The sequence below is a fragment of the Herminiimonas fonticola genome (assembly GCF_040395855.1).
Classification (GTDB): Bacteria; Pseudomonadota; Gammaproteobacteria; order Burkholderiales; family Burkholderiaceae_D; genus Oxalicibacterium; species Oxalicibacterium fonticola_A.
The window spans coordinates 1-11408 of the sequence record NZ_JBEBPO010000080.1; the positions used below are offsets into that span (position 1 = coordinate 1).

The 11408-nt window shown below is 55.5% G+C and carries 13 protein-coding genes; 10 read left to right on the forward strand and 3 right to left on the reverse strand.

The window, feature by feature from the left end:
- Positions 1-674: NAD-dependent formate dehydrogenase (locus tag ABWP27_RS10065; protein ID WP_353156152.1), on the forward strand; the 674-nt coding region annotated here is incomplete at its 5' end.
- A 157-nt stretch (positions 675-831) separates the two neighbouring features.
- Here ABWP27_RS10065 and ABWP27_RS10070 read toward each other — a convergent pair.
- Together ABWP27_RS10070 and ABWP27_RS10075 are read right to left on the reverse strand one after the other, a co-directional pair.
- A complete protein-coding gene (locus tag ABWP27_RS10070; protein WP_353156154.1) occupies positions 832-1032 on the reverse strand; it encodes a hypothetical protein in 201 nt (66 codons plus the stop codon).
- A gap of 11 nt (positions 1033-1043) precedes the next feature.
- Positions 1044-1205 carry a hypothetical protein gene (locus ABWP27_RS10075; RefSeq protein WP_353156157.1) on the reverse strand — a complete coding sequence of 54 codons (162 nt, stop codon included), beginning with the start codon at positions 1203-1205 and terminating at the stop codon, positions 1044-1046.
- 365 nt (positions 1206-1570) lie between these two features.
- On the opposite strand from ABWP27_RS10075, the gene ABWP27_RS10080 reads away from it, so the two are divergent.
- From ABWP27_RS10080 to ABWP27_RS10095, 4 genes are all read left to right on the forward strand, one after another.
- Positions 1571-2965 carry an L-lactate MFS transporter gene (locus ABWP27_RS10080; RefSeq protein WP_353156160.1) on the forward strand — a complete coding sequence of 465 codons (1395 nt, stop codon included), beginning with the start codon at positions 1571-1573 and terminating at the stop codon, positions 2963-2965.
- 32 nt (positions 2966-2997) lie between these two features.
- Positions 2998-3129, forward strand: a complete 132-nt coding sequence (locus ABWP27_RS10085) for an MFS transporter small subunit (RefSeq protein ID WP_353156163.1) — start codon at positions 2998-3000, stop codon at positions 3127-3129.
- A 178-nt stretch (positions 3130-3307) separates the two neighbouring features.
- Complete coding sequence (locus ABWP27_RS10090; RefSeq protein ID WP_353156166.1) at positions 3308-4696, forward strand: sigma-54-dependent transcriptional regulator; 1389 nt, start codon at positions 3308-3310, stop codon at positions 4694-4696.
- A gap of 13 nt (positions 4697-4709) precedes the next feature.
- Positions 4710-6746, forward strand: coding sequence for a sensor histidine kinase (locus tag ABWP27_RS10095; protein WP_353156169.1), 2037 nt, complete (start codon positions 4710-4712; stop codon positions 6744-6746).
- 191 nt (positions 6747-6937) lie between these two features.
- Here ABWP27_RS10095 and ABWP27_RS10100 read toward each other — a convergent pair whose 3' ends face one another.
- Entirely contained in the window at positions 6938-7162 is a 225-nt protein-coding gene (locus ABWP27_RS10100) for a hypothetical protein (RefSeq protein ID WP_353156172.1), read from the reverse strand.
- A gap of 299 nt (positions 7163-7461) precedes the next feature.
- Here ABWP27_RS10100 and ABWP27_RS10105 point away from each other — a divergent pair, with 299 nt between their 5' ends.
- From ABWP27_RS10105 to ABWP27_RS10125, 5 genes are all read left to right on the forward strand, one after another.
- Entirely contained in the window at positions 7462-8463 is a 1002-nt protein-coding gene (locus tag ABWP27_RS10105) for an LLM class flavin-dependent oxidoreductase (protein WP_353156175.1), read from the forward strand.
- A gap of 42 nt (positions 8464-8505) precedes the next feature.
- Positions 8506-9369, forward strand: a complete 864-nt coding sequence (locus tag ABWP27_RS10110; protein WP_353156178.1) for an acyl-CoA thioesterase — start codon at positions 8506-8508, stop codon at positions 9367-9369.
- Positions 9366-10082 (forward strand): phosphatase PAP2 family protein, encoded by a 717-nt coding sequence (locus tag ABWP27_RS10115; RefSeq protein WP_353156181.1) that lies wholly within the window; start codon positions 9366-9368, stop codon positions 10080-10082. The genes ABWP27_RS10110 and ABWP27_RS10115 overlap by 4 nt, the downstream gene beginning before the upstream one ends.
- Positions 10083-10202: 120 nt before the next feature.
- Positions 10203-10439: a DUF2061 domain-containing protein gene (locus tag ABWP27_RS10120; protein ID WP_353156184.1), complete on the forward strand. Its 237-nt coding sequence runs from the start codon at positions 10203-10205 to the stop codon at positions 10437-10439.
- A 137-nt stretch (positions 10440-10576) separates the two neighbouring features.
- Positions 10577-11408, forward strand: an 832-nt coding sequence (locus ABWP27_RS10125; RefSeq protein ID WP_353156186.1) for a D-2-hydroxyacid dehydrogenase family protein, incomplete at its 3' end; no start/stop codon positions are given.

Genomic DNA, 11408 nt, shown 5'->3' on the forward strand with positions numbered 1-11408 from the left:
GCTGGAACATTGCTGATTGCGTCTCGCGCTCCTACGATCTGGAGGCAATGAGCGTAGGTACTGTTGCCGCCGGTCGCATCGGCTTGCGCGTGCTGCGTCTGCTGCATCCATTCGACGTCAAGTTGCATTACATGGACCGTCACCGCCTGCCGACCGCAGTTGAAAAAGAACTCAACCTGACTTATCACAGCACGCTGGAAAGCCTGACCAAGGTCTGCGACGTGGTGACGCTGAACTGCCCGCTGCATCCGGAAACGGAACACATGATCAACGAAAAAACGCTGAAGAATTTCAAGCGTGGCGCTTACATCATCAATACCGCGCGCGGCAAGCTATGCGATCGCGATGCGATTGTTGCCGCACTGAAGAGTGGCCAGCTTGCCGGTTACGCCGGCGACGTCTGGTTCCCGCAACCGGCGCCCAAAGACCATCCGTGGCGCACCATGCCGCATCACGGCATGACGCCGCATATTTCCGGCACCAGCCTGACTGCGCAGACACGCTATGCCGCAGGGACACGCGAAATTCTGGAATGCTATTTTGAAGGCCGCCCTATTCGTGACGAATATCTGATCGTGCAGGGCGGAAAACTGGCTGGCGTCGGTGCGCACTCGTACAGCGACGGTAACGCAACCAGGGGCTCGGAAGAGGCAGCCAAATACAAAAAGACTTAACAGGAAAGCTTAATAAAAAAAGCGCAATTGGCAGCGCGTCTGCCGGATGACCGGATCCGGCAGACGCGTGGTCACTTAATGCCGACGTTCGACAAGAGCGTCGGCATTTTTTTGTTTGGAAAAACCGTGTTGATGCGGGGAGCAGGCATGGCCGGCATCAGGCCAGCGCTTCTTTTGCTGCTTCCTCCGGCGTCAGACCATCGTAGAACTGATCGGTAAACCATTCAATCTGTTCTTCGATGTGATCTTGTGCCTCGGTTACCGTTGCGCCGCCGGCCACCAGAAAACCTTCGACTTCTATGCACCAGTTGATGAGCGCCAGTGTTTCCGGATCCAGTTCTTCCTCTTTCTTTGCCATGATGCTGTCTTTCATTTATTTGATGATGACGACAGTTTCACATGGGCGCGGGTAGAAGGGAAGCGCGATGCAGGGTGCAAGGAAAAACGATCGCCCAGTTTTGCCAGCGACAGCAACAGTTGCTCGCTTGATTTGGCAAGCGCTTCATCAATTGCGGCCTTGACGATGCGCAAGATTCTTTTCCCGACTTCGTAGACAGATGTGCGTTGCCTTCTGCGAAATTCTTTATCGATGTGGAATGGCCTTTTGCCAGACGCAATAACTGGCGCTCCACTCGCCAAAAGAAAAGTCCAGGGCTTGCTCGAGCGCGGAGCCCTGGTCAAATTGTCGCTATGGCCGGTCAAATTGTCGCGATTCCTCTCGTTCGTATTTGTGTGAATCCTTATAAATCATCGACTTAAGTTCCGATTTTGATCTGGCATGTGGATTGCCTAATGAAACCCCAGGTGAAAAATTTCACCCTATTTCATGTGTGCGCATTACTCATAAATAAAACGTTGCGGCCTACGTTGCCGCAACATGATCAAAGGAGATTCATATGCTTGATTTTTTTACGCGCGAAAGAAGCATCGCCGGTCCGGGATTCAATCGATGGATGGTGCCGCCGGCGGCGTTGGCGGTTCATCTATGTATTGGGCAGGCTTATGCGTTTAGCGTATTCAACGGCCCGCTTTCCAAGGTAATCGGTATCGACAGTCCGGCTCCCGAGGACTGGAAACTCACGACGCTGGGCTGGATCTTCAGTCTTGCTATCGTCTTCCTCGGCCTGGCTGCTGCCTTCGGCGGCAAGTGGCTGGAAAAAGTCGGCCCGCGTTTGACGATGTTTGTTGCTGCCTGCTGTTTCGGTGGGGGCTTCATGGTCTCGGCGCTGGGTGTGCACCTGCATCAGATATGGCTGGTCTATCTCGGCTACGGCGTGCTGGGCGGTATCGGCCTCGGCCTCGGTTATGTGTCGCCGGTGTCCACGCTGATCAAGTGGTTCCCTGACAGGCGCGGTATGGCAACCGGTATGGCGATCATGGGTTTCGGCGGTGGCGCGATGATTGGTGCGCCATTGTCGGTTTTCCTGATGGGTCATTTCAAATCGGCGACTTCGGTCGGCGTGACGGAAACCTTCATCGTCATGGGTGTGCTGTATTTCATTTCGATGATGATCGGTGCGCTGGCTATCCGCATTCCTGCGCCTGACTGGAAACCGGCTGGCTGGGTTCCGCCTGTAGTCGAGAACAAGATGATCACGCGTAACCATGTGCATATCGACCAGGCCATGAAGACGCCGCAGTTTTATCTGTTGTGGCTGGTGCTGTGCCTGAACGTGACGGCGGGCATCGGTGTGCTCGGACAGGCATCGGTCATGATTCAGGAAACCTTCAAGGGCGAAGTGACGGTCGCTGCTGCTGCCGGTTTTGTCGGTTTGATGAGCGTGTTCAACATGGGTGGCCGCTTCTTCTGGTCGTCGATCTCGGATTATCTGGGACGCAAAAATACCTATTACACCTTCTTTGTTCTCGGTGCGATTCTATATGCCTGCGTACCGTATGCCGGTCATGTAGGTAGCGTTGCGCTATTCGTGATGTGCTATTGCATCATTGTCAGCATGTACGGCGGCAGCTTTTCTACCGTGCCGGTTTATCTGGCCGATCTGTTCGGCACCAAATTTGTCGGCGGCATACACGGCCGTTTGTTGACGGCATGGTCGGCAGCGGGTGTGTTCGGTCCGGTGCTGGTCAATTACATCCGCGAATACCAGATCAATCATGGTGTGCCGAAGGGCCAGGCATATGAGGTAACGATGTACATCATGGCAGGTCTGCTGGTACTCGGCTTTATCTGCAATCTGTTCATCAAGCCGGTCGAAGCCAAACATCATATGGCCGATGATTCCGTGCGGTCGAACGCCCCATCCGGCATGCAGCCAGTCGGCGCAAATTGAACGCCCCATGAGCAAATAACAGGAGAATATTTATGTCTACCCATCATTCAGAGGTCAAGCCTAGCAGTCCGATTATCGTCGTCATATTCTGGGCTTACGTGATCATTCCATTGGCATGGGGTGTGTCGTCGACCATGCAGAAAGCGATGGCATTGTTTCATTAAGATTGCGCAACAATGAAAAAAGCGAGGCATTCACCGGCCTCGCTTTTTTGTTATTTCAATTACTATGCAGAGTGTCTGCGCCGAATACGGTGAAACAAACCGACAGGTGGAGCGATCAAATGCACAGATACAAAAAAGAATCATGCATTGCCTGCAGCTATCCAACTTAGAATTCGACATGACTGCTGCAAAATATATCCATACTGAAACAGACGAACCTTTTGTCGAAGCATTCGGCGGTTGGCAAGATCAATCCATCCTCATTGTTGATGACGAACCAGGCATGCGCAGTTTCCTGCAGCGCACACTGGATGGCCGTTGCAGACGGGTGGAAGCAGTCGACTCTGTAGAGGCAGCCAGCGTGCTGCTGGATTTGCGTCATTTCGACCTGATCATTCTCGATAATTCACTGCCCGGCAAATCCGGTGTCGAATGGCTGCATGAAATTCGTGCGCTCGGCTTGCACAACGATGTGGTTCTGATCACCGCCTTTGCCGATCTGGAAACGGCAATCCATGCCCTGCGTGCAGGCGCCGCAGATTTTCTGCTGAAGCCGTTTCGCGTCAATCAGATTCTGAGCGCGATCGGACGCTGTTTCGATCGTACCCATTTGCGGCGCGAGAATTTCATCTTGCGGCGCGAGCTGGATTCGCATGTCGATTTTGGCGTGGATGGGCTGGTGGGTCATTCGGCTGCCTTGCAGCCGGTGCGTGAAACGATCAAGCGTCTGGCAACCGTATCCAGCACCGTGCTGATTACCGGTGAGTCCGGTACCGGCAAGGAGATTGCCGCGCGTGGCATGCATTATCTGAGCAGCCGCTCCGGCAATCATTTCGTACCGGTCAATTGCGGTGCAGTGGCGCCGGATATTATCGAGAGCGAATTGTTCGGGCACGTCAAAGGCGCATTCAGCGGCGCGGCTTCTTCGCGCGAAGGTTTGTTCTTTTATGCGCAGGGTGGCACGCTGTTCCTGGATGAAGTGGCCGAATTGCCGCTGGCCATGCAGGTCAAACTATTGCGCGTGCTGGAAGAGAAAAAAATTCGCCCGGTTGGCGCCGAACGCGAAATCCCGGTGGACGTCCGGGTGATCGCAGCGACCAATCGCAATGTCGAAGAAGCGGTGCAGGAAGGCCGCTTTCGCCAGGACCTGTATTACCGTTTGAATGTGGTGCAGGTGCATATGCCGCCGCTGCGCGAACGCACCGACGATATTCCGGCGCTGGCGGCGTATTTTGTGCGCCAGTTGGCGCCGCAATTGGGCCTGCCACCCAAGCAACCGGATAGCGCATTGCTGGCATCGATGGCAACGCACTCGTGGCCAGGCAATGTACGCGAGTTGCGCAATCTGATCGAACGCTGGCTGATACTTGGCAGTATTTCCGACATTGCCAGCGACAGTAAATCCATTGCCATCGATAGCGGTAGCGACGTCTCGCTGGAAGCCATCGAGAAGCAGCACATTCTGAAAATACTTGGAGAGGCAGACGGCAACAAGACCGAAGCTGCACGCCGTCTCGGCGTTTCCCGCAAAACCCTCGAGCGCAAATGCGCCGAGTGGGGAGTGTAAGAAATTGTCTGTCGTGCGTCGCATTTTGCAGAAGACATTCGGGCTGCATTTTCTCGTCAATACATCGGTGCGCACCAAGCTGTTGCTGGTGGCACTGGTGCCCTTTCTCACCGTGTTGCCGATTCTGTTTTCGCTGATTTCGTACTGGGGCGTTGCCTATTACGACCGCCTGCTTACATTCAAGGTCAGCAGCGATTTGACGGTGGCGCACGAGTATTTCATTCATGTCAGGGAAAAGATCGGGCTTGATGTTTCCAGTCTTGGCGAGTCGCATCCCTTTGTCATGAGCGTGCGCGACGGCGATCACGCCAGTTTGCAAAAAATGCTGCTGGAAAAAAAACAGACGCTCGGACTCGATTTTCTGAACCTGCTCGATATGAATGGCCGTGTTCTGGCATCGTCAAGCGGCACCAGTCGCACGCTCGGTAGCAGCAATGCGAATTGGCCGGTAGTGCGCTCATCGTTGCTGGGAGAGAAGTCAACCGGGATCGATATTTATTCAGAAGAACAATTAAGCGCAATCAGCGACAAGGCGGTGCGGCAGGCATATATCGAACTGGTCAATACGCCGAACGCCACACCGACCAAAAAGACGGCGGAGAAAAGCGGCATGGTCATCCATTCGACCACGCCGGTCCGCGATACGGATGGCACGCTGATGGGCGTGCTGGAAGGCGGCACGCTGCTGAACCAGAACCTTGATTTTGTCGATACCATCAACAGCCTGGTGTATGCCGATGGTTCGCTGCCGGAAGGTAGCGGCGGTACGGCAACCCTGTTTATCGATGATGTGCGCATCGCTACCAATGTGCGCCTGTTCGGCAACAAGCGCGCATTGGGTACGCGCGCTTCGCAAATCGTGCGCAACTATGTACTCAACGATGGCAAGACCTGGCTGGATCGCGCATTCGTCGTGAGCGACTGGTATATCTCGGCGTATGAGCCGATCAGCGACAGTTTCGGCAATCGCGTCGGCATGTTGTATGTCGGCTATCTGGAGGCGCCCTTCCGGCAAGCCAAGGAAACGGCGATCGCGTTGCTCGCCGGAGTCTTCACGCTGATCGGTATTGGCGGCGTTTATTTTTCCCTGCGTGTGGCGCGCGATATCTATGGCCCGCTGACGAGCATGAAGCGCACGATGGCAGAGGTTGAGCAGGGCAATATGTCTGCGCGCACCGGCGGCACGCAGACGCGCGATGAGCTGGGCACCCTGTCGCATCACCTGGATGAGCTGCTGGATACGGTGCAGAAGCAGAATGCCGAACTGAAGGCGTGGGGCGATCAACTTGATCGCAAGGTAATAGAGCGCACCATCGAACTGGAGAAAACCAACAAGCTGCTGATCAAGGCGCAGCAGCAGCTGGTGCTGGCCGAGAAACTGGCGGCGATTGGTGAAATCACTGCCGGTGTGGCGCACGAGATCAACAATCCGGTAGCGGTATTGCAAGGCAATCTGGATGTGCTGCGCGATACGCTGGGCGTCGCCGTCAAACCGGTGGAAGGCGAATTGCGCCTGATGGATCAGCAGATTCATCGCATCAATACCATCGTCACCAAGTTGCTGCAGTTCGCCAGTCCAGGCGAGTTTGCCGGCTATGTGGAAGCGATTGTGGTGGATGAGGTGGTGGCGGATTCGCTGGTGCTGGTGCGCCATCTGCTCAACCAGAGCAACATCGAGGTAGTGCACAATCGGCACGCCACGCTGGCAGTACAAATCAATCGCGGCGAGTTGCAGCAGGTGTTGATCAATCTGTTTACGAACGCCGTCCATGCGATGAAGAATGGCGGTCGCCTGACGATAGAAAGCAGGGATTGGCTTGATGAATCAGGTGCGCGCGGCGTGACCATCAACGTGATCGATACTGGCGCGGGGATTAAAAAGGAAGACCAGGCGCGCATCTTCGATGCCTTCTTCACCACCAAGCGGCAAGGCGGTACCGGACTCGGTCTGTCTATCAGCTATACGCTGGTTGCGCGCTACGGCGGGACGATTACGGTGAAGAGCGAGGAAGGTGTCGGCACCGAATTTACCGTCCGCCTGCTGGCTTAATTTTCCGCGCTTTTTGCAGACATGTCGGTACCGTGCATGCGACCTTTTTTCTGCTTGCTCAAACAAAACCCGCGCTATTGTCAGCGCGGGTTAGTCATCACGAACGGCAAACCTTTTTTCTGTCCGACCGGATCGGTGTGGAGTGATTGTCGGCTTGTCCGGATAAGGGCATCGCTGCTGATGCTCCTTCGTCAATTCTTTGATTCGGTCTGTGTAGAGCCATAGGCGCTGCCGCTATCGGAGGTGCCGGTCGGGTTAGGCAGTTTGCTATCCGTGGTCGGCATGGAACCGGCAGGCAGGGTGACAGACCCGGTAGCGCTATCCAGTTTCGGTGTCGGCGGGGCTTCTGCTTTTTTACAACCGATCAATAGCGTCGCGAGAAACAGGGATGCAAGAATAGTACGGGTAAAAAACATGATGACCTCCGGAAAGTGGGTGGTGTCGCTCCATTGTAGTAAACGCATCCTTGCGGGGTAAGGCTTATTTGTGGGAAACAGGGAAGTACCGCGTTGCGTTTGAAAAATTTACATGAGGTCTTGTCGGCTGCTTTTGTAAAAAGAATGTGATGTTGCGCAAAATAGCATCGGTTTTACGCGCGCTGGGGTGATGAAGACGGCCGGCCGATTTTCAGCCTGGGCGGGCTTCGGCTCAAATTGCCGATTCACGCTATCCTGTTGCTTTTGCTGCTTATTGCCTGCCTAACAGATTGCCGTAAATGAAATCCTTGAAAAACACGCCTTTATCCGTTCTCGATTTATCGCCGATTCTGGTGGACGGCACGCCGGCCGATGCCTTCCATCGCTCGCTCGATCTGGCACAGCGCGTAGAGAAGCGGGGTTATAACCGTTACTGGCTGGCCGAGCATCACAGCATGCCGGGCATTGCGAGTGCAGCAACCGCCGTCGTGATCGGCTACGTGGCCGGCGGCACCTCGACGATACGTGTCGGCTCCGGCGGCATCATGTTGCCGAATCATGCGCCGCTGGTGGTGGCTGAACAGTTCGGTACGCTGGAATCGCTTTACCCCGGACGTATCGATCTGGGGCTGGGCCGTGCACCCGGCTCGGATCAGGCGACGGCGCGTGCATTGCGGCGCGAGATCAGCGATGACGGCAGCGAATTTCCGCGCCAGTTGAACGAGCTGCGCGCATTCCTGCAGCCGGAAGGCAATCATATCCGGGTGCAGGCGATTCCCGGCGCCGGGATGGATATTCCAATCTGGTTGTTGGGCTCAAGCAGCTACAGCGCACAGCTGGCCGGGCATCTGGGTTTGCCGTTTGCATTTGCCGGTCAATTTTCACCTGACTATATGCTGACCGCGCTGCAGCTGTATCGACAAACCTTCAAGCCCTCGCAGACTCTGGACAAACCGTATGCGATGGTAGGCGTGAATATCTTTGCCGCCGATACTGATGAAGAAGCGCGGCACCTTGCCACTTCGCAGCAGCAAATGCATTTGGGTCTGGTGCGCGGCACGCCGGGAAAATTGCCGCCGCCGATAGAGAGTATGGACGATGCATGGCTGCCGCACGAACGTGCTTCGGTTGAGTCGATGTTGCGCGCGTCCATCATCGGCAAGGCAGCGACCGTGCAAGAAAAGTTGCAGACGTTTCTGGATGTCACGCAAGCCGATGAGATCATCATCAATACGATGATCTTCGATCATGCGGCGCGTGTACGTTCGTATGAAATCGTGGCCGATGTCTGGCAGGCATAAAGTCAAATTTCGCAAACGACATTTTCACAGGTGACGCATCCGATGCTGGATCAGGACTTATACAACACTGAAGAAATCATCCGCCTGCTGGCGCCGCAGCAAATCGACGCGGACAAGTTTGTCGGGCAAAGTCATTTCATGGGTAGTCCGAATGTATTCGGCGGTCAGGCGCTCGGGCAAGCGCTGTATGCGGCCGGCATCACGGTGCCGGAACGCCGGCCGCATTCCATGCATGCGATGTTTCTGCTGGCCGGCAATCATCAACTGCCGATCGAATACGAGGTCGAACGCGTGCGCGATGGTGGCAGCTTCAGCACACGCCGTGTGGTGGCAACGCAGGAAGGACGCCGCATCTTCGTGATGTCGGCTTCGTTCCAGACGGCAGAAGAAGGCCTGTCGCATCAGAAACCGGCGCCGGCCATGAGCGATCCGGAAACGCTGCCCTCCAGTCTGAAAATCTGGCAGGAGCGCGGCATTTCCATCGGTCGCTCCTTCCAGCCGGCACCGGTGGATTTTCGTACCAATCGCGATGACAATATTTTCGGCGGCCAACTGGCATCTGCGACGCGACAGGTGTGGACGCGCGCGCCGATGCGGCTGACCGACAATGCGCTGGTGCATGAAAGCCTGTTTGCCTACGTCTCCGATTACGGTTTGCTGTGGACGGCGCTGCAACCGCACGCCATCCGGATGGATGATCCGCGCCTGCAGATCGCCAGTCTCGATCACACGATCTGGTTTCATCGGCCGCTGCGCATGGATGACTGGCTGCTGTTCGTGATGGAAAGCCCGAATGCATCGGGTGCGCGCGGACTGTGCTTTGCGCATGTCTACAACCAGCATGGCGTATTGATGGCAACGGTGGCGCAGGAAGGCTTGATTCGTTTGCGGGAAAAGAAAAATTGAAAACGCAGTGCCGATTATCTTATCGCCGTTTTGCCTGCATCAACCTGCTGGGATTGCTGATATCCGGTTTGCTGTTCACCTGGATTGCGCGTAACGGCGCGCTGGATTTCTGGCTGGCGCAGCAGTTCTTCGATCCTGTCGCGCAGCATTTCCCCTTGCGCGATTCGCAGTCGCTGGAGTTGTGGGGACATGCCGTGCTGAAGTCGATGACCGTGTGGATCTGGGTGATCTGCATCGTCCTGACGCTGGCGAGCAACTGGGTGCGGGTGTTACGACCCTGGCGTCGTTCCCTGCTGCTGTTTGTGCTAATGGCTGGCTGCGCCGCATTCGTGATTCAAACACTGAAAGGCGCCAGCGTGCATTCCTGTCCGTGGGATATCAATGTCTTTGGCGGTCAGGCGCAGTGGTTTCCATTATTCGGCCCGATAGGCAGTCTGGCCGGTCCCGGATTATGCTGGCCGGGCGGCCATGCATCCGGCGGTTTTGCCCTGAGTGCCGGTTATTTCGTTTTGCGCGAACGCAAGCCGCAACTTGCGCGCTGGATACTCGCTGTCGGCCTGTTGTTCGGCACGGTAATGAGTCTGGTGCAAATGGCGCGTGGTGCGCATTTCCTGTCGCACAATCTGTGGAGCGTGTGGCTGGTGTGGGCGACCTGTTTTGCAATTGATGCGCTGGCACATGGCGTGTGGCGGCAAAAACCGCTGTCGAATTGATGATCCCTGAATATAGCTATTCGCTATTAATTTATTAAAATAAATCAATTTTACCTAATTAATGAGAGGCATTATCATTTGCTTCATGGCGCAATAGTTTAAAAAGAAAGGGTTCTCATCATGGTTACTGCAGCGAAAACTACCAGTCAAATCTGTTTGCATATGGGCGTGGCGTTCGGGCTGATGTACGTGATGACCGGTTCGGTTGCCATCGGCGGTGTGGCCGCCGTGGTGGAGCCGATCTGCAATGTAGCCCTGCTGCCCTTGCACGACAGGATTTGGGCGCGCATACGCGCAAAAGTGGAGGCGAAACAGGCAGGCAGCGTGGCAGCTGAGGCGTCGATCGTCGCAGGTTGAACAGTTCTTTACTGCGTCAAAAGTATTGCCTGTAAAGACGAGCTGCATCCCAATACCCGTATATTGGGCGCGTAGAATAAACCGTTGCATGAGCGCACTTGCGCAAAATAACATCACCAATTACCCGGAGTGTTTGCATGAAAATCGCCATCCTCGATGATTATCAGGATTGCGTGCGCCAGCTCGATTGTTTCTCGCTGCTCGACGGCCACGAAGTCAAAGTGTTTACCAATAGCGCACGTGGTGTCGGGCAATTGGCAATCCGGCTGGCGGATTTCGAAGCGCTGGTATTGATACGCGAGCGCACGGCATTGTCGCGGCCGCTGCTGGAAAAATTGCCCAGGCTTAAATTGATTTCGCAGACCGGCAAGGTCAGCGGCCACATCGATTTGAGTGCAGCCGCTGCACGCAATATCACGATAGTCGAAGGTGTAGGTGATCCGACTGCGCCGGCAGAATTGACCTGGGCGCTGATCATGGCGGCGATGCGCAAGCTGCCGCAATACGTGAACAACCTGAAAGATGGCTTGTGGCAAATCGCGTCTACTTCACCGGCACGCAATACCTTGGGCACCGTGCTGAAAGGCCGTACGCTGGGTATCTGGGGCTATGGCCGTATCGGACGCATGGTGGCTGGTTACGGGAAGGCTTTCGGCATGACCGTGCTGGTGTGGGGCCGCGATGCAAGTCGCGCAGCGGCAGTGCAAGACGGTTATCAGGCGGCAGCATCGAAGGAAGAATTTTTCAGCAAGGCGGATGTGCTCTCATTGCACTTGCGCTTGAACGATGCAACGCGCGGCATCGTGACTGCCGATGATCTGGCGCGGATGAAATCGTCAGCCTTATTCGTCAACACCAGCCGTGCCGAACTGGTAGCAACGGACGCATTGCAGACTGCACTGGAGCAAGGCCGCCCCGGCTTTGCTGCACTGGATGTGTACGAGAGCGAACCGCTGGCACCGACCTCGC

Coding starts and splice junctions, on each gene's coding strand:
- ABWP27_RS10100 (WP_353156172.1), bottom strand. CDS start 7,162: ATGTTTTTTACCCGTACTATTCTTGCATCCCTGTTTCTCGCGACGCTA.
- ABWP27_RS10090 (WP_353156166.1), top strand. CDS start 3,308: ATGACTGCTGCAAAATATATCCATACTGAAACAGACGAACCTTTTGTC.
- ABWP27_RS10070 (WP_353156154.1), bottom strand. CDS start 1,032: ATGGCAAAGAAAGAGGAAGAACTGGATCCGGAAACACTGGCGCTCATC.
- ABWP27_RS10120 (WP_353156184.1), top strand. CDS start 10,203: ATGGTTACTGCAGCGAAAACTACCAGTCAAATCTGTTTGCATATGGGC.
- ABWP27_RS10105 (WP_353156175.1), top strand. CDS start 7,462: ATGAAATCCTTGAAAAACACGCCTTTATCCGTTCTCGATTTATCGCCG.
- ABWP27_RS10080 (WP_353156160.1), top strand. CDS start 1,571: ATGCTTGATTTTTTTACGCGCGAAAGAAGCATCGCCGGTCCGGGATTC.
- ABWP27_RS10110 (WP_353156178.1), top strand. CDS start 8,506: ATGCTGGATCAGGACTTATACAACACTGAAGAAATCATCCGCCTGCTG.
- ABWP27_RS10085 (WP_353156163.1), top strand. CDS start 2,998: ATGTCTACCCATCATTCAGAGGTCAAGCCTAGCAGTCCGATTATCGTC.